Below are 18274 nucleotides of genomic sequence, written 5' to 3' on the forward strand. Positions count from 1 at the left end.
AGATGGATCATCTTGTGAAAATCATCGAAAAGAAATATGAAAAAAAGGAGATTCCCGATTTCAGACCAGGAGACACCGTGAGGGTGCACGTGAAAGTTATAGAAGGTGACAGAGAAAGAACACAGGTGTTTGAAGGAATCGTCATCGCAAAGAGAGGTTCTGGAATAAACAAAACGTTCACAGTGAGAAGAATAGGCAGCCACGGTGTTGGAGTCGAAAGGATCTTCCCCGTCCACTCCCCAGTTGTTGAGAAGATCGAAGTTGTGAGAAAGGGTAAGGTGAGGAGAGCCAAGCTCTACTACCTCAGGAACGTCAGAGGTAAGATCAGGATCAAGGAGCGCAGAGATTGATGAACTTGAAAAAAGAATCCGTGGAATGGATCAAGGCACTCCTTTATGCACTGGTTGCAGCGACGATCGTGAGACTCTACATATTCGAGACCATGCTGGTTCCGACTGGATCGATGATCCCAACGATACAGATTGGGGATCGACTCTTCGTCGAAAAGATCACGTACACTGTACGTGAACCGCAGATAGGAGAAATCGTGGTTTTCTGGTCACCGTTCGTGGATGAGAGAGCAAGCCACATGCTCCGACTTTTCGATAAATTCATGGATCTCTTTTCTCCCAGTAAGTTCAGGGGTCATGTAAAGTACGTGAAGCGCCTCGTTGGAAAGGGTGGAGATGTCCTCGAAATAAAGGACGGAAAACTCTACGTGAACGGTGAGGTTCCGGAAGTCTTGAAAGACAGGTACTACGAGCCGGAAGGGATCTTCAAATACGAAGATTTTTACGAATGGCTGTACACAGCGAGCAAGCTGAGAAAAGACAAACAAGCGTACAGAGATTTCATATACGATATCGCAAAGAATTATGGCAGAACAGCGGCAGTTCTTGTTTTCTCCCTCATCGGGGAGGAAGGTCTCAGCTACGGAGAAGCTTTCCTCCCCGGTTTGTTGAACTATTTCGATCCATCCATGGTTTACTACGACGAGAAAACGAAGTCCTACTACATCCCGGGGATGATCTACCACGAGTTTTACGAGGAATATTATTCCAAACTCGATCTCAAGAAGTACATCGAAAAAACAGAAAATGGTACGATTAGAATAAGGGTGCCGGAAGGATTTTACTTTCTGATGGGGGACAACACAAAGGAAAGTCTTGACTGCAGATATTTCGGTTTTGTCCCGAAGGACCACATCATAGGATGGCCGATCTTGAGGATCTGGCCCTTTGAGAGGTTCGGTCCTATTCAGAAATACTAAGGATGAACAGAATCGAAAAAGCAGTAGAGATTTCCACTTCTGGTGACAACCACCACACGTTCTTCACCAACAACGGGTTCTACGGTACTCTCCCCGACCTTTCTTTCCCATCTTCTCTTTCCATCGAGTGTGAAGGAGTAAAGAACGCCCTCAGACACGAAGTATACGTATCCTTCCCTTGAAACAGCCACCGGAGAAGGAGTGGAAGCTGAGATGATTCTTTTCACATTCCCAGAAAGATCGATCGAGTAGATTCCATCTTCCGCGTTCACGAAAACGGTATCTCCGAAAGCTGAAAGTTGTGAATTCAACGAGAGAGGAAGTTTCTTTTTCCAGATCAAATCACCGTTCGTTCTGTTAACGCACAACAACCAGCCTGAGTTGCTCCCGGTGATCACATATCTGTCGATGACTAATGGTTTCATCGTTAGAAGATATCCTGCGCGGGTTTTCCATCTCAAGGAACCATTCGAATAGAGAGAGTACAGACTTCTCGAAGTTCCAAAATAGACGACTCCGTTTTCATCGACCGTTACACCGGTTGAAATCCACTCTTCGTCTTTGAATCGCCACACGATGGAAGAATCGTGATCGATGAAGTACACTTCGCCGCTGTCGGTGGCAAGGTAAATACCGTAGGAATTCACTTCAAAAGCCTTTGAAACATCAGCCCCAAGATCGATTTTCCACACCAGCTGGCCGTTTCGAGATATGGCGTAGAGGAAGTTATCCCAGCTCGTTACGTAGATCCTTTCCATGAAAACGCGGGGTGGTGCTGTTATAACGAAACCTGTTCTGTAGCTCCAGAGTTTTCCTCCGCTCATCGAGATAGCGTGAACGATTCCTTCTACATCTGCTACAACCAGCAGATTCTCAAAAATGACAGGTGAAGATCTCACCTCGGCTTCCAAACCCAGCTGCCAGATCAGATCTCCCGGTATGTACATCTCACCCTGAGCAAGAACCGGAAAAACCCTTTGAGCTGTTCCGATCTTCTTCAAAGAGAAGGCTCCCACTCTGTAGAGGTCGTTACCTTTTGTGAAGAGGATTGAATCCTGGAGTTTTACAACCGATGTGGTGTTTCCACTTGCGATGTACTCCTTGAACGCTCTGGGAGACGTCAATTTTGCCGCGTTCAAGGTGATCACTTTGTTTCTGAAAAAGACGACCAGAAAGTCTTCGATCCATTCTAAGTCTTCTGCTTCTTCAAATTTCGAGAAGAAAACGACCTTCGGTGCCAGAACGTTTTCCAAATCCACCAGAAAAATCGTTCCATCGGAAGTTAAGGCGGCGAACGCTTTTTTATTTTTGTTTACAGAAATCTTGTTTATCTCTGCCTTGGCCTCTATCTTCCAGATCTCTTCGCTGTTTTTCATGAGAGAAACGTATTTTCCATGACCCACCAGCAGGTAGCCTTCGTAGAAATCGACGTCAGAAACGGATTGTTGAAAACTGATCTTGCCGTATTTGAAAGAAACGGGATCCAGAAGCAGAACCTCTTTTTCGCAGATTACCACCAAACGTTCATCGTTCCACTTCAATTTCTTTGCCGGTATTTTCAGCGATCGGATGATTTCTTTGCTCTTCAGATTGTACTCCAGGAGAGCGTTTCCGGTCGCAAAATATGCCGTATCCGAAACCACGACTCCATCGAGGGGAGAGAACGGAAGGACGATCTCCAGGTTCTTCTTCAAGTAATCTCCTTCCACTTCCACAAGGGAGGCGAGGTTTCCCTGGACGACCATGAGTTGCGCTGAGAATAGGTAAGACGCGAGAAGGATGCAAAAGAAGACGATTTTCCTCCACATGTATTTCAACTCCGGCTGTTAAAATATGATCTGGTACAGTAAAAATATAGCACGAATCGAGGTGAAAAGATGAAGCGCGTGGCGGCAGTGATCGAGTACGATGGAAGTAATTTCTTTGGATACCAGGGGCAACCCGATGTCAGAACGGTTCAGGGAGTCATAGAAGACGCTCTTGAGAGGATATTCAAACAGAGAATCTACACCCAGGCAGCGGGAAGAACGGACGCCGGTGTTCATGCGAACGGTCAGCTCATCGCTTTCAACTGTCCGAACGATCGAATGACCACTGAGGACATAAAAAACGCCATGAACGCGAATCTTCCAGATGATGTTTATGTGAAAGAGGTTTTCGAGGTCTCCAAAAATTTTCATCCCCGTTTCGATGTGAAAAAAAGAATCTATCACTACTTCATCCTGACCTCGAAGCAGAAGAACGTTTTCCTCAGGAAATACGTCTGGTGGTTTCCTTACGAGCTCGATCTCGATGCGATGCGAAAAGCAGCGAAGTACCTGGAGGGTACCCATGACTTCACCTCTTTCAAGACGGGGAGTGATGAAAGAGATCCTGTGCGGACCATATACAGAATCAGAATTTTGAGGTTAAAAAACGATCTTGTTCTTATAAGAGTGGAGGGGAGATCCTTTCTGAGAAGAATGGTTCGAAACATCGTTGCCGCTCTTGTAAAAGTTGGTTTGAAGCAGTGGGAACCTGAGAAGATGAAGGAGGTGCTCGAAGCACGCGACAGGAGCGCGGCGGCTGGTACCGCACCTGCACATGGCTTGTACTTTTACAAAGTGCTGTTTTGATTCTTGCTTTCAATTACAGGATTGAGGAAAACGGAGTGCTTTACTTCCTCGGTGATGCGACGCCAACGTCGTATGAGATGGAGATCATCGAGGAATGGAAACGCCTTCCTGTGGTGACCCTTGTTTACGACGGCCCCTCTGAGTACGAAGGCGCTGTGAGAGATTTTCTTTCCGAAGAAGGAGTACTGACTGGTTCGGGAACACCCCTCATTGTCAAGATTCGAACTAAGGAAAATTACGTTGCCTTTCAGTTGATATTCGAAGAAAAGTCCGTGGATAACTTTGAAAATCTCTCAACAAAAGACACCTTCCCGGAACACTTCAGAAAAGCTATTAGGGAAATCTTTCCAGACTCTCAGCTTCCCGATGAGTTTTTCCTCGTCGTTTACAGAGATGGAAAGTTTGAAAGGAGCCTTCAACCGACTTCGACTCTTCCGGGAAGAAAAGCTCCCGTGGTGATAATTCCTCAGTGGAAAGAGAAACATACTCTGGAAATAGGAAACTACAGAAAGGTGGTTGACGAAGGGTTTTACCAGATCGGTGGGAAGATGATATACGCAGGAAGGGACATTTTCATAGAAGACGTCCCTGGACTCTACAGAAACATCGATATGGTCTTTTTGGACGGAGAAAAAGAATACATCTATCGCGATGGATTTCTTATGATGGAAGAAAAAACTCTAAAGGTCGAAGAGCCTGTTGATGTGGTTGATGGAATAGTGATCACCAGACACAGGATGGGAAGTAAAGAGATCGATGATACAATTCTGTTCAGATGGGACAATTTTGTTTTAACGGCATCGGGTTTCCTCATGGATATAAGAGGAAAATGGTCGTGGAAAGTTTCAAATACACCGGTAGAGTTTTCCTTTCAGGGTGATGTTTTCTACGTACTCGATGTGTGCGGTTTCTTGAGAAGTTACAATCTCAAAACAAGACAGCTTCTCTGGGAGAAAAAATTCGAAGGAGCCTGGGGACTGGACTCTTCTAAGGATCGGGTTTTCCTGGGTGCTGGAGACGAAGTACTCGTTTTGAACGCGCAGGACGGAGAAACGATCGAAAGAATGGAAGCAGATGATTTCGCGGTATGGAAAGGGGAATTGCTCGTTTACAAAGACGGAAGGATAGATGGGGAGGATATGGAAGGGTTCTTCATCAGAAACTTTGGGATGCCTCTCTTTGTTTCGGGAAAGCGAGTTGTGATATTTGGTACGGAAAAAAAGGAGTTCGAAGAAGTTGAGAAAGTACGTCTTTTTGAGTGGGGAACTGTGATAAAGGTGGGAAATGAAGTATGGCTGATAAGAAGAGATTAGACCAGCTTGTTCTGGAAAGAGGACTCGTGGAGAGCAGGGAAAAAGCAAAGGTGTTGATACTGGCGGGGAAGGTTCTCGTGAACGGAGAAAGGGTTACAAAGGCCAGTAAACTCGTTCCAGAAGATGCCGATGTCGAACTCCTGGAGGAGCCAAAGTATGTGAGCAGAGGAGGGTACAAACTCGAGTCTGCCTTCGAGAGCTTCAAAATAGACGTTTCAGGGAAAGTCGCGTGCGACATAGGAGCGTCCACGGGGGGATTCACGGATTTTCTTCTCCAGCGTGGAGCGAAGAAAGTGTACGCTGTGGATGTGGGGTACGGCCAGCTTCATTGGAAATTGAGAAACGATCCTCGGGTTGTTGTGATGGAAAAGGTGAACGCTCGTTATTTAAATCCTGATGATCTGGGAGAGAAAGTGGATGTTGTAACCTGCGATGTGTCTTTCATCTCTTTGAAAAAGATCATCCCTGCCATTTCCAGGATACTGAAGAACACCGGTGATGCTGTTTTGCTCGTGAAGCCTCAGTTTGAAGCTCCAAGAAAATTCGTAAAAAAGGGGATCGTAAAGGATCCAGATGTTCACATTGAAGTGCTGGAGGAAATACGAAAGAGCCTGATCGAGAACGGCTTTGTTGTGAAAGGATGCTGTTTTTCAAAAATCAAAGGAACGGAAGGGAACATAGAGTACTTTTTCTGGGTCAAAAAGGAAGGAGAGAACGCTGAAATAGACCTGAGAAAAATCGTGGAAGAAGCCTGGAGGTTTTTTGGGGAGAGGGAAAGATGAAGAAAACAGTGGTTTTTCTGCTTTTAATGGCTTCTCTGTCTTTTTCAGTACCTGTTCTGCAGAACTACGATTACTTTATTCATCTAAAGAATACCGGAGAGCTCTACTCCGCTTTGAAGAAACTGCCACTTTTTGAATTTTTGTTCTTGGAAGGTATCGGTTACGAGGAAACGGTTGTGGAATGGGTGGAAAGTCGATTGAACGATCCCGAAGAGTTCTTTCAGGGTATCTCAAGCGAGATAGTGATCTGCGGAAAGGGAGATATTTCGAACCTCTTCACCTTGGATATCAACGAGATTCTCTCCTTATCAGAGAAGATAAATGGATTCATAGCCTTCAAGACACCGGCTCCAGAGAGGTTCATTGAGGATTTTGCAAAGGTGAAGGACCGCACTTTCATCAAAAGAGACGATCTCTATGTTCTGGGAAACACCACACCTCTTTTCTCGAAAATTTCAGGAAACTACGTCTTGATCTCCTCGACAGAGACCGTGTTCGAAAAGATAGGAGAGAGTGAAGACACGGCTGATAAACCGTTCTTTGCCCGTATCAAGAAAATGAGCGTGTTTGGAAGAGAAGGTGAAGTCGAAATCGTGGGACAAGTGAAAGAATCTCACCTCACCGTTGAGATCACGCAGAAGGCCAGTCCATTCAGGGTATCAGCCAGAGAAGATATCGGTAAACTGCCGTATCTGGGAGATCTTTTTGCATTCACAAGCGATCCTGAACTCCTCATGTGGTTTTTCACGAATATGTTCAAAGGAAGCGATGTGGAGAAGTTTTTCAACACGATTTCTTCTGAGGGGAGCTCTATGTTTCTGGTTTCTCTGTACGGAACACCACGGTTCGCTTTCCTGATAGAGAATAAAACGCTGGATGAGGTGACGTCCGATCTCGCCAGCCGTGGTGCGAAATTTGTGGGAGAAGAACTGCAGCTCGATGTGGGAGATTTGCTTCTTCACTTTTTCAATTACAACGGGGAACTCGTTGTTTCATCCATGAAGAAAGTGGAATTTCTGCAGACTTTGAACAGAAAAAGACTCGAAAATCATCCGAGTTTCGTCTTTCTGGAAAAAGAAGTTCCTAAAAGCGTTTTTCTCGAGGTGTTCGTTGACCTTTACACACTTTTCGACAAGCTCCTCGGATTTTCTCCAAGATCGAGCCTTCTCCTGATAGGCTATGAGGAAAATGGTCTCATAAAATACAGATTGGAGGTAATGTGAAATGATACTCTTCGATAAGAACAAGCGCATTTTGAAAAAATACGCGAAGATGGTCTCAAAAATAAATCAAATAGAGTCCGATCTACGCTCGAAGAAAAACAGCGAGCTGATAAGACTTTCCATGGTGCTGAAGGAGAAAGTGAATTCCTTTGAGGACGCCGATGAACACCTTTTTGAAGCGTTCGCCCTGGTTAGAGAAGCAGCACGAAGAACGCTCGGAATGAGGCCTTTCGATGTCCAGGTGATGGGTGGTATAGCGCTCCATGAAGGAAAAGTGGCCGAGATGAAGACCGGTGAAGGAAAAACCCTCGCCGCCACCATGCCGATTTATCTGAACGCTCTCATCGAAAAGGGTGTTCATCTGGTCACGGTCAACGACTATCTGGCCAGAAGAGATGCGCTCTGGATGGGACCCGTGTATCTCTTTCTCGGTTTGAGAGTGGGTGTGATAAATTCTCTGGGAAAGTCGTACGAGGTGGTGTGGAAAAACCCTGATCTCGCCAGAAAAGCAATAGAGGAAAACTGGAGTGTCTGGCCTGATGGGTTCAACGGAGAAGTTTTGAAAGAGGAATCTATGAACAAAGAAGCCGTTGAGGCTTTCCAGGTGGAACTCAAAGAGATAACCAGGAAGGAAGCCTATCTGTGCGACGTTACCTACGGCACGAACAACGAATTCGGCTTCGATTACCTGAGGGATAACCTCGTTCTCGATTACAACGATAAGGTGCAGAGAGGCCACTTCTACGCCATTGTGGACGAAGCCGACAGCGTACTCATAGACGAAGCAAGGACCCCACTGATCATCTCCGGTCCCTCCAAAGAGAGTCCTTCTGTGTACAGGAGATTCGCTCAGATCGCTAAGAAGTTTGTTAAAGATAAGGACTTCACGGTAGATGAAAAAGCGAGGACCATCATTCTCACCGAAGAGGGTGTGGCGAAAGCGGAGAAGATCATCGGTGTCGACAATCTCTACGATCCGGGAAACGTGTCTCTTCTCTACCATCTCATAAATGCCTTGAAAGCGCTGCACCTGTTCAAGAAGGATGTCGATTACGTCGTCATGAACGGTGAAGTTATTATCGTTGACGAGTTCACGGGAAGACTGCTGCCTGGCAGACGCTACAGTGGAGGGCTCCACCAGGCTATCGAAGCCAAAGAAGGAGTACCCATAAAGGAAGAATCCATCACCTACGCGACGATTACCTTTCAGAATTACTTCAGAATGTACGAAAAGCTCGCCGGTATGACGGGAACAGCCAAAACAGAGGAAAGCGAATTCGTACAGGTTTACGGTATGGAAGTGGTGGTTATTCCCACTCACAAGCCCATGATAAGAAAGGACCACGATGATCTGGTCTTCAGGACTCAGAAAGAAAAGTACGAAAAGATCGTGGAAGAAATCGAAAAGCGCTATAAAAAAGGTCAGCCAGTTCTTGTCGGAACAACCTCCATCGAAAAGAGCGAACTTCTCAGTTCCATGCTGAAAAAGAAAGGTATCCCCCATCAAGTTTTGAACGCGAAATACCATGAAAAAGAAGCTGAGATCGTCGCCAAAGCCGGGCAAAAAGGCATGGTGACGATCGCCACCAACATGGCTGGGAGAGGAACGGATATAAAACTCGGACCGGGAGTGGCGGAACTTGGAGGACTGTGCATCATAGGAACGGAAAGACACGAGAGCAGAAGAATCGATAATCAGCTGAGAGGACGTGCCGGTAGGCAAGGAGATCCGGGAGAGTCCATCTTCTTCCTCTCTCTCGAAGACGACCTTCTGAGGATCTTCGGTGGTGAACAGATTGGAAAAGTGATGAACATACTCAAAATAGAGGAAGGACAGCCCATACAGCATCCGATGCTTTCAAAGCTCATCGAAAACATTCAGAAGAAGGTTGAGGGTATCAACTTCTCGATAAGAAAAACCTTGATGGAAATGGATGACGTCCTCGACAAACAAAGAAGAGCGGTGTACTCGCTTCGCGATCAGATCCTTCTCGAAAAAGACTACGACGAATATCTGAAGGATATCTTCGAAGATGTTGTCAGCACAAGGGTTGAGGAGTACTGTTCCGGGAAAAATTGGGATATCGAAAGCCTCAAGAATTCTCTTTCTTTCTTCCCGGCTGGTTTGTTCGACCTGGACGAAAAGCAATTCAGTTCTTCTGAAGAACTTCACGATTACCTGTTCAACAGACTTTGGGAGGAATATCAGAGAAAGAAGCAGGAAATAGGCGAGGATTACAGGAAAGTGATCAGATTCCTGATGCTCAGAATAATAGACGATCACTGGAGAAGATACCTGGAAGAGGTAGAGCACGTTAAGGAAGCCGTTCAGCTGAGGTCTTACGGTCAGAAAGATCCTATCGTTGAATTCAAAAAGGAAACGTACTACATGTTCGATGAAATGATGAGAAGAATAAACGATACGATAGCCAACTACGTCCTCAGAGTTGTTAAAGTCTCGGAAAAGGATGAAAAAGAGGCCAAAGAAGAACTTGGTAAAATAAGACTCGTGCATGAAGAATTCAATCTTGTGAACAGAGCGATGAGAAGAGCCACAGAAAAGAAAAAGAAAAAAGATGGACTGCACAGCTTTGGTAGAATAAGAGTGAAGAGGTGATGGGTATGATCAGTTTCGAAACCAAAACCAAGATAGAAGAACTTGAAAAGAAATACAAGGATGTTCTTTCGGTGGTCAACGAGGATGAAATCAACAAGGAACTCGAAGAGGTAGAGAAAAAACTCACAGATCCATCGGTATGGAATGATCAAAAAAAGGCGCGTGAGTACACCCAGAAACTGAAGAGGTTGAAGAACATCTCTGAAGATTTGAAGAGAGTGAGGTCTCTGTTCGAAGATCTGGAAGTCGCTATAGAACTTTCCGACGAGGACCAAGAAATGGCTCAGCACGTGGAAGAAATAGTCCAGGAACTGGAGGGCGCCGTCAAAAAACTGGAACTTGAAATCATTCTGAACGGAAAATACGATCCGAACAACGCTTACCTGTCGGTCCATCCAGGTGCAGGTGGTACTGAGTCCCAGGACTGGGCGCAGATGCTTCTCAGAATGTACATGAGGTGGGCAGAGAGAAAAGGTTTCGATGTTGAGATCGTAGAGCTGCAGCCAGGAGAGGAAGCCGGCATCAAGGATGCCACGATCCTCATAAAAGGTGAATACGCTTACGGTTATCTGAAATACGAATCCGGTGTTCACAGGCTGGTTAGGATCTCACCCTTTGACGCAGCCAGAAGAAGACACACTTCTTTCGCTTCTGTGAATGTGATTCCGGAGATAGATGACGATGTGGATATAGAAATCAAGCCAGAAGATTTGAAGATAGAAACCTTCAGAGCCTCTGGACACGGTGGACAGTACGTCAACAAAACCGAATCTGCCGTGAGAATCACTCACCTGCCAACTGGGATCGTGGTCTCCTGTCAAAACGAAAGATCGCAGCACCAGAACAAACAGACCGCGCTGAAGATACTCAAGGCGAAACTGTACCAGCTCGAGATGGAAAAGAAGCGAAGAGAAATACAGGAGATTCAGGGAGAACTCAAGGACATTTCCTGGGGAAACCAGATAAGATCTTATATTTTCCACCCGTACACGATGGTTAAAGATCACAGAACCGGAGTGGAAACTGCGAACGTTGACGCCGTTATGGATGGAGACATAGATATGTTCATAGAGGCCGAGCTGGTCTATTTCGCTCGTCGATCAAGTTAAACCGTATTTCTTCATCTTGTAAGACAGGGTCTTGTAGTTCATATTCAGGACTTCACATACTTTTTTTCGATTGCCCTCGTTTTCCTCGAGGGCTTTCTTTATGACCTTCTTTTCCACGAATTCAACCAGAGAATCAACGAATTCTTTCAGGTTCAAGCCTTTTATCTCATCGATTCCACTGGCGATTTTCATCGCCTGATCAACGGGATTCTCCAGAGTAATTATTTCGTAGACTTTCTCGAGAAACTCCTGCGTGTTTCCCGGCCAGTGGTACTCTATCAGGAGCTTTGTCAGATCGTCATCGATTTTCACTGTTTTTCCCTGGAATTGAAGAGATCTTATGACCCCGTCAAGCATGTAGGGTATATCCATCTTCCTTTCTCTCAAAGGCGGTATTTCGACGAAAGGGATGTTGTTTTTCGGCGTGCTGTTCATTCCCAGTATTATCTTTCTGCCACCAAGACCAGCAGGCGAGAAATCTGGAGGCACATCGTCGATGAAAACAGTGTATGAATTTATGTTCATTGGAAGATCTTCATGGTAGATGAGGGAAAGGTAATTTCCACCCGTTACAAAATCCACATACGCGTGTCTGTGAACCCCTTTCTCTGAAACAAGAGCGAAGATAGAAAAAGAATTGTAAAATTTCAAAACTCGGAACAGAATTTCCTTTATCTTGGCTCCCTGAAGCTCTGGAGTGTAGAGTAAAAGGTTGAATCTTGCTTTGATGGTTTCAAAATCCTTTCTGACAGCCGCGTACTTCAAGGCGATTTCCAGCTCTCTCAAAGACTGGACAAAAAGGGTATCCTCCAGTTCCAGGATCTTCTCACCGAAAACCACATCCCACTTTTCGGCAAGGATCTTGTCTTTGTAGTCTTCTCCTTCGTACAGATCCCAGATCACATCGTGGGATATCTCTGATATCATATCTTTGAAGGTGTTGACAATATCCTTTCTGATGAGGACCCTTAACACAGTATCAACCCCGTTGCCCGTTGCTTCCGTTTCAAATCTTACCACACGAAAGGGAGGAAAGAGGAACGGAATGGAGCTCAAAAAACTGGATGAAGGTCTTTTCTGGCCGGATTACAAAAACTCTATCGTCAATTTTTCAAATTCGATTCTCGAATTGTTCGACGAAAAACCACTACATAGGCCTTTCAGGTTCCCCAAGCGAGTTCTTGAAAACGTGAGAAAAGTGATCGTTATGGTAATAGACGGCCTCAGTTTTGAGATCTTTTCGGACACGATTCATGATGACGATGTTCAGGTTTTTCCCTGTTCGTCTGTTTTTCCAACCACCACCGCTGCTGCTCTTCCCAGTCTCTACTCTGCTCTCACACCGTTAGAACACGGCTTTTTGGGCTACATTCTTTATCTCAGAGAAGTGGGAAGCCTTGTGAACATGATAGAGATGTCTCCTCCGGGCCTTCCCAGAGACAGCGTGCTCAGGTTTCACGATTTCAAGTTCACCACTATCTTTCAGAGACTTCAGAGCAAAGTGAAGAGCTTCTTTTTTATTCCAAGGTATCTTCTGGGAACGGGTTTTTCCAGAATAATGTCCCAGGGATCGGAGCAGATCGGTTTTTCGAGTTTTGGGGATATGATCGAAAGAACTCTTGAAGTGCTTGAAAAACACGACAGAACGCTGGTTTTCATCTACTGGCCAACGTTGGATTCGATAGCGCACAAAAACGGTGTTGGAAGAGAGTACATCAGAGAGCTGAGATGGATTTACAGGATCTTGAAGTCCGAACTTCTCCGCAGGCTGAAGCAGGACACACTCTTTTTCCTCGTGAGCGACCACGGGCAGATTTCGACACCTCAAGACAACGAAATATGGTGGGATTTTTCTTCTGAAGTCATGAGGTTTCTTGACAGACCCCCCGCCGGAGAACAGAGAATGATGTTTCTTTATACGAAAAAAAAGAGAGCTTTGATAGAATATCTTAAAGAGAAGTACGGAGATTTTGCCGTTTTTCTTGACCCAAAAGACGTCATTCAGCTTTTTGGAACTGGAAGAAAGCACCCAGAATTTTTCAGCAGAGTAGGAGATGTTGTTCTGATAACAAAAGAGACTTTTTCCTTTAACTACAGGTACACAGGAAAGGAAGAAAGCTTGTCTGGTAGACACGGTAGCCTTTCTTATCAAGAACTGGTGGTGCCGTTGGTAGTCTACAGGAGGTGGTAGGTTCCGTTATCTGAAGAGTCCAACCTGGGGAAAAGTGGATTACAGAACTGTTCGAGAGCTCATAAAAAAGTTTACAGAAGGATACAAATACAGCGTGTTTGTCGGGACGGACAGTGATGTGAAGGACGGGAAAGTGATATACGCCACAGCACTTGTGGTATATCGTTTTGGGAGCGGTGCCACTTACTTTTACACGGTGTACAGGGAGGGAAATGGAAAAGATCTGTACTCGCGGATCTTCAAAGAAGCGGAGATGAGCCTCGAGATGGCAAGATTCGTAGAGGAGATATTGAGGCTGGGAAAACCCGTTGTCCACCTCGACATAGGTTACGAAGGTCTCACGAAAGACTTCGTGCCTAGTGTGATAGGTTACGTGAAGGGGGTTGGGTACCCCTATCAGATAAAACCCGATTCATTCGCTGCCACGAAAATTGCACATAAACACACCAAATAGGGAGGTATAGCTGTGAGAATTCTTCTAAGTGTCTCCAGATTCGAAGACGAACTGATCGAAATTCTCGATACACTCGATGAAACATACGAAATCTTCGCTGATAACGATTGTTTCGAGATTCTCAAAGATAGAATCCCTAGGATAAGACCGTTCGAAAGAGACGACTTCGATCTTCTTTACTTGAACTGGAAAGATTTGCCTTCTGAGAAACGAGAGGAAAAGATTCTTTCGGCCGTCGATGAGAACAGAACTCTCCTTTTCCTAAAGGCGATCAAGAATTATCGTGAAAAGCTTGTGGTGACCACCTTGGAAGATTTGAAACTCACCTTCTCTGAGATAGAAAGAGCGGGGGACGTTTCCCTTCAAACTAGGAGGTACCTTCTTCTCAAAGGGCTGGCATATTTTTTGAAAGTTCATTCCGAAGTTCTTGAGCACCTGTCTAATCTGTTTTTCATAAAGGATTGGAAAGCGATTGTCTTGGAAAGATTACAGGAAGGTATCAAAGCGCCTGTCAGTCTCCTGCCAGTGAGTGTTCCTCCAGAACTGGTTGAGGATATCGGTCTCGCTTCGCATCTAATAAGGTTCCTGCCCCAGAAAGCGTGCGTTCTGGTTAAAAATGGGAAGATCGTTTACGCTTCATTGACGGGTGATCTTCCAGAAATCGAAGGCGGTGTTTTCGCACTCAAAGGTGTGTTCAGAGGAGAGAAGAAATTTGACTTCATCGTGGCAGAGGATTTCGAAGGTGATGTGGAAGGTTTGAGAGTAAAAGACCTGCCCCCTCAAGAAGAGGGCCTCGTTCTTTTGGGAGCGTCTGGATACCTGAGAGAACCCGTTCCAACGAACAACTTCACAGAGGTGCTCTCTATGCACCCGGTTTTCGACAGCTGCGCTGTGACGAAAGAAGGAAAACTCGTCCTTCACGTTGTGGAACTGAACAGAAATAATGTCCTGAATGCCCTTGAGAAAATTGACCTTTCGGGCACGGAGGTGGCGTTCAACTTTCCCATTTCCAACGAAGCGAAAGCCGAACTGAAACAGAAGGGGGTAAAGAAGGTATCCTGGATAGACTCGAGAAGAATCTGGAGAAGGTGCTGAACTATCTTTTTGAGAATAACTGTCTTCTCTGTGGCAAGGAAGTGTCACCACTCAGATCTTTGTGTGAGAATTGTGAAGAGAAGGTCCTCAGAAAGGGACCTTCTTTTTATCGCGAAGTTCACAGAAAATACGAGCTCTTTGTGTACTCTGACTACACGGATGAAATTGAACGCATCATAAGGCTTTACAAATATCATGATGAAGTTTCTCTTTCCAGAACATTGGTGAAGCTTTTTCTGAAACTTTACAGTTATTTTCCCAGAGAAGCCAACCTCATCACATGGGTTCCTTCTTCTTTTGATTCTCTCGAGCAGAGAGGCTTCGATCACATGAGGCTTCTAGCGAAGAGAATGAGCAAAGAATTGAACATACCGTTTGACGCTGTTCTGGAAAACGTGTCAGAAGGAAGACAGGTGGAAAAGAGCAAAGAAGTGAGGAAAAGAACCGGAAGATTCATCTGTAAGAAGGATTCTCCTCAGAACGTGATACTGATAGACGATGTTTTGACGACGGGAACCAGTGTGAAAGACTGTGTGGAAACCCTTTTCAAGAACGGAGCCAGCAAAGTTTTCGTTTATGTTCTGGCGAAAACTAAACGATGAGGCCTATTATCAAGTCGTTGACGTTCGTTCCCGTAGGCCCTGTTATCAAGAGCGCTCCAGATTTTTTCAGAGCGTTGTAAGAATCGTTGTTCTCCAGATACTGGTAGGGGTCTTCTCCCATTGCTTTCAGCGTTTTTGCCGTGTTTCCATCCACGATTCCTCCAGCTGCGTCTGTGGGGCCGTCCGTTCCATCTGTTCCTGCTGAACACAGAATCACTCCTTCTATCCCTTCAAGGGCTATCGCTGCTGAGAGGGCAAGTTCTTGGTTTCTTCCTCCGATGCCGTTTCCTTTCACATGAACGACCGTTTCTCCACCGAAGATCAACGCGGCTGGTTTTTTCAAAGGCCTGTCTTTGAACTTGACCTCCTTCATGATGCTCGCTATGAATCTTCCCGCTTCTCTGGCCTCGCAGTCCAGAGAAGTGGTTATTATCTCCGCGTTGAATCCTTTTTCTTTTGCCAAACTCTTCGCTTCGTCACACACCTTCTGAACGTTTCCTATCAGGTGTATCTCCACGTTCGATAGATGTTTTGGTGTTTCTTGAAGGATCGCTCTTTTCACCGATTCGCTGGTTTTTATTCCGTACTTTTCCAGAACTTTCAGAGCGTCTTCAGAGGTGGAGCTATCAGGCCAGGCAGGACCGGATGCTATCACGTCCAGTCTATCACCGAGCACATCGGAAAGGACGAGTGCTACGATTTTGGCGGGAAACACCCTCTCCGCGAATCGACCACCTTTCACCTGCGACAGGTGTTTCCTCACGGTGTTTATCTCTTCTATGCTTGCACCACTTTTCAAGAGAGCGCTGGTTAGCTTTTGAATTTCTTCGAGAGACACTCCTTCTAAAGGCAACTCGAAAAGGGAAGAACCTCCTCCAGAAATAAGAAAAAGGACTGTGTCGTTCTCATTCAGTCGATCAACAAGTTCTAGTACTCTACTGGTAGCTTTTATGGTGTTTTCATCGGGAATCGGATGGCCTGCCTCGTAGATTTCAAAATCATCTATCGGTCCTTCGCTGTGGCCGTACTTTGTTACAACCACACCTTTTTTTATTTTCTTCCCAAGAACTTCATAAGCAGCTTTTGCCATTCGCCACGCTGCTTTCCCAACGGCAACGAGAGTTACTCGATCGAGGTTCAACTTTGGCAGCGTTTCTTTCACCGCTCTGTCGGGAAGAACAGCTTCTATGGATTTTTTGACTATTTCCAATGCCGCTTTCTTCAAGGATTCAGGATCAAACAATACGTATCCTCCCCTCTTTTTTGTATCACCGGTTCTCTTTTGAATATCTCCCGGGCTGTGAGGTACGCGTGTGACAGAGCTATTCCCAGGTCTACAGGCTTTTCCGAAGAGATGCAGAGTTCACCACCGGTGTATTTGATCTTCCACGGCTGTCTGTTCAGAGCAGACGGTGCCAGGATCGTCATCTCAACGATTTTTACGACCTCGGGTGGAAGTTCTTCCAGGTCGTTTTCGAGAAAGGAGGTGATGGGTCTTCTCTTTCTGGTGAAATTTCTGGTCCTGGGGTATCCGAAGACGATGATGTAAGGAACATCAGGATAGGGTGAGCGAGCCATCCAGCACGTTCCAAAACCCTGCGCTGTGAGAAAAAGGACTATTTGTTCTCCCTGAAAACCGTATTCGACGAGTTCGTCAAAATGTTTTCCAGCTTTTGCGTAAATGTAACTTGGAAATGAAGAAAGATCTATTTTCCAGTCCAGTTTCTTTGTGATAAACTTTACTAAAAGATTTTCAATATCATCTTTTACTCTCTCCGGCACTTTCTTTTCCAAAAAATCCCGCACTGAGTGCCTATTCTCGATCGCTTCAAAAATGTCCACCTCTACCACCTCCGGGGGTGAGTGACGTGAGAAAATCACTGGCTTTTTTGATTGTTTCTGTTCTGCTTTCAATATCTTTTGGTTCTTTCCTGTATCTTGTGCCGCTCTCGGTGGATTTTCCCGAGGAATTCTACGAGAGTACTGGAACCAGGTCGTTCCTTGTGAAATATTTTACTCTCTTCGAGGATGAATTCCAAAAGGGAATCGTTTTTTCTGGATGGATCTTTTCACCCAGTGATCAAGCCACAGCCACCGTGGAAGTGAAGCTCGAAGGTGAAAAAGAGCAGCACAGCTTCTCTGTGGAAGCGAAGCGGAAGGGTTTTTACCTTGTGATTCCTCCACATTTTCTGGTGTTTCCAAAGGATTTGAAGGTTTTCATTGGAAAATACGAAGTGGGGGGTGAGCCTCGTTGATAGAGATGATTACCCATTTAACGGCTGCTGCGCTACTTTTTTTCTTCGTCGTTATCGTGAAAAAGTATGCGAGGAACCTGGGGAGTTATTTTCTGGAACTTGGAGTTTCAATCATAACAGGGGGACTTTTACTTACAGAGATCAACGGAACATTTGGATATAATATCATACTTGTTGGGATAGTAATTACTTTTTTTGGTGTAACAAAAATCTTCAAGAGATTAAAAGAAATAGCCATAAAAGACTATCTCACAGGACTTTACACGAGGTACTACTTCTTTGAGGAGTGGCTCCCAAGGGAAATGGAAAGGCAAAAAAGAAAGAATGGAAAAGGCATCTCTTTTCTCATCATCGATCTGGACGATTTCAAAACCATCAACGATAAGTATTCTCACAGAATGGGCGACAAACTTTTGAAGTACGTTGCAAGTGAGATCATCAAAAATATCAGGAAAACCGATTGTGCGGTTAGATTTGGAGGAGACGAAATACTCATCGCTTTCCCAGATGCTGACAAAAAAACAGTCGAAAACATCGTGAAAAGACTCAAGAAAAAATTAATTTTCAACCCTGTGGGACTCCCGGTAGAATTTTCTTATGGAATAGAGACCTGGAAACCCGGTGAAAACGTGGAAGGAATTGTTCAAAACGCAGATCTTCAGATGTACGCTCTGAAGAACCTGAAAAAGCAAAAGCGCGTTCTGACAGAAGAGCCAGAGGTTGACTAACTCAAAATTTTAAGGTAATA

At 45.2% G+C, this 18274-nt stretch carries 18 protein-coding genes; 14 read left to right on the forward strand and 4 right to left on the reverse strand.

Annotation, left to right across the window (positions count from 1 at the left end; genetic code table 11):
* Window positions 1-2 precede the first annotated feature (2 nt).
* Window positions 3-350 (forward strand): 50S ribosomal protein L19, encoded by a 348-nt coding sequence (rplS, locus tag T2812B_RS06315; protein ID WP_004081989.1) that lies wholly within the window; start codon window positions 3-5, stop codon window positions 348-350.
* The gene (gene lepB / locus T2812B_RS06320; protein ID WP_008194811.1) at window positions 350-1270 is read left to right on the forward strand and encodes a signal peptidase I; all 921 of its coding nucleotides are present in this window, start codon (window positions 350-352) and stop codon (window positions 1268-1270) included. The genes rplS and lepB overlap by 1 nt, the downstream gene beginning before the upstream one ends.
* Here the strand turns inward: lepB and T2812B_RS06325 are convergent.
* Entirely contained in the window at window positions 1267-3078 is a 1812-nt protein-coding gene (locus tag T2812B_RS06325) for a PQQ-binding-like beta-propeller repeat protein (protein WP_008194814.1), read from the reverse strand. The genes lepB and T2812B_RS06325 overlap by 4 nt on opposite strands.
* Window positions 3079-3147: 69 nt before the next feature.
* Here T2812B_RS06325 and truA point away from each other — a divergent pair, with 69 nt between their 5' ends.
* The 6 genes from truA to prfB are packed head-to-tail and all read left to right on the forward strand — an operon-like array spanning window position 3148 to window position 10929.
* Window positions 3148-3885, forward strand: coding sequence for a tRNA pseudouridine(38-40) synthase TruA (truA, locus tag T2812B_RS06330; RefSeq protein ID WP_008194815.1), 738 nt, complete (start codon window positions 3148-3150; stop codon window positions 3883-3885).
* A gap of 35 nt (window positions 3886-3920) precedes the next feature.
* Window positions 3921-5198 (forward strand): PQQ-binding-like beta-propeller repeat protein, encoded by a 1278-nt coding sequence (locus T2812B_RS06335; protein WP_008194817.1) that lies wholly within the window; start codon window positions 3921-3923, stop codon window positions 5196-5198.
* Complete coding sequence (locus T2812B_RS06340; RefSeq protein WP_008194820.1) at window positions 5177-5980, forward strand: TlyA family RNA methyltransferase; 804 nt, start codon at window positions 5177-5179, stop codon at window positions 5978-5980. Before T2812B_RS06335 ends, T2812B_RS06340 begins: the two co-directional genes overlap by 22 nt.
* Complete coding sequence (locus T2812B_RS06345; protein WP_008194822.1) at window positions 5977-7203, forward strand: hypothetical protein; 1227 nt, start codon at window positions 5977-5979, stop codon at window positions 7201-7203. Before T2812B_RS06340 ends, T2812B_RS06345 begins: the two co-directional genes overlap by 4 nt.
* Window position 7204: 1 nt before the next feature.
* Window positions 7205-9820, forward strand: coding sequence for a preprotein translocase subunit SecA (gene secA / locus T2812B_RS06350; protein ID WP_008194824.1), 2616 nt, complete (start codon window positions 7205-7207; stop codon window positions 9818-9820).
* Between the two features lie 5 nt (window positions 9821-9825).
* Window positions 9826-10929, forward strand: coding sequence for a peptide chain release factor 2 (prfB, locus tag T2812B_RS06355; RefSeq protein ID WP_008194827.1), 1104 nt, complete (start codon window positions 9826-9828; stop codon window positions 10927-10929).
* Here prfB and T2812B_RS06360 read toward each other — a convergent pair.
* Window positions 10921-11856, reverse strand: coding sequence for a helix-turn-helix domain-containing protein (locus tag T2812B_RS06360; protein WP_081502011.1), 936 nt, complete (start codon window positions 11854-11856; stop codon window positions 10921-10923). The genes prfB and T2812B_RS06360 overlap by 9 nt on opposite strands.
* A 118-nt stretch (window positions 11857-11974) precedes the next feature.
* On the opposite strand from T2812B_RS06360, the gene T2812B_RS06365 reads away from it, so the two are divergent.
* Genes T2812B_RS06365 through T2812B_RS06380 form a run of 4 tightly spaced genes read left to right on the forward strand, consistent with a single transcriptional unit; the run spans window position 11975 to window position 15271 of the window.
* Entirely contained in the window at window positions 11975-13120 is a 1146-nt protein-coding gene (locus T2812B_RS06365; protein ID WP_008194831.1) for an alkaline phosphatase family protein, read from the forward strand.
* A gap of 34 nt (window positions 13121-13154) precedes the next feature.
* Window positions 13155-13574: a ribonuclease H-like YkuK family protein gene (locus T2812B_RS06370; protein ID WP_008194834.1), complete on the forward strand. Its 420-nt coding sequence runs from the start codon at window positions 13155-13157 to the stop codon at window positions 13572-13574.
* Between the two features lie 12 nt (window positions 13575-13586).
* The gene (locus T2812B_RS06375; protein WP_008194836.1) at window positions 13587-14669 is read left to right on the forward strand and encodes a hypothetical protein; all 1083 of its coding nucleotides are present in this window, start codon (window positions 13587-13589) and stop codon (window positions 14667-14669) included.
* Window positions 14663-15271, forward strand: coding sequence for a ComF family protein (locus T2812B_RS06380; RefSeq protein WP_008194838.1), 609 nt, complete (start codon window positions 14663-14665; stop codon window positions 15269-15271). The genes T2812B_RS06375 and T2812B_RS06380 overlap by 7 nt, the downstream gene beginning before the upstream one ends.
* Here T2812B_RS06380 and T2812B_RS06385 read toward each other — a convergent pair.
* On the reverse strand, window positions 15261-16514 hold the full coding sequence (locus tag T2812B_RS06385; protein ID WP_008194839.1) for a glycerate kinase: 1254 nt from the start codon (window positions 16512-16514) through the stop codon (window positions 15261-15263). The two genes, T2812B_RS06380 and T2812B_RS06385, sit on opposite strands and share 11 nt — an antisense overlap.
* Window positions 16493-17113, reverse strand: coding sequence for a nitroreductase family protein (locus T2812B_RS06390; protein ID WP_008194842.1), 621 nt, complete (start codon window positions 17111-17113; stop codon window positions 16493-16495). Before T2812B_RS06390 ends, T2812B_RS06385 begins: the two co-directional genes overlap by 22 nt.
* Before the next feature lie 26 nt (window positions 17114-17139).
* Between T2812B_RS06390 and T2812B_RS06395 the strand changes: the two genes are divergently transcribed.
* A complete protein-coding gene (locus T2812B_RS06395) occupies window positions 17140-17526 on the forward strand; it encodes a hypothetical protein (protein WP_008194844.1) in 387 nt (128 codons plus the stop codon).
* Window positions 17527-17531: 5 nt separating this feature from the next.
* On the forward strand, window positions 17532-18254 hold the full coding sequence (locus T2812B_RS06400; protein WP_038051058.1) for a GGDEF domain-containing protein: 723 nt from the start codon (window positions 17532-17534) through the stop codon (window positions 18252-18254).
* Window positions 18255-18274 lie beyond the last annotated feature (20 nt).

The organism is Thermotoga sp. 2812B (assembly GCF_000789335.1).
Taxonomy (GTDB): Bacteria; Thermotogota; Thermotogae; order Thermotogales; family Thermotogaceae; genus Thermotoga; species Thermotoga maritima.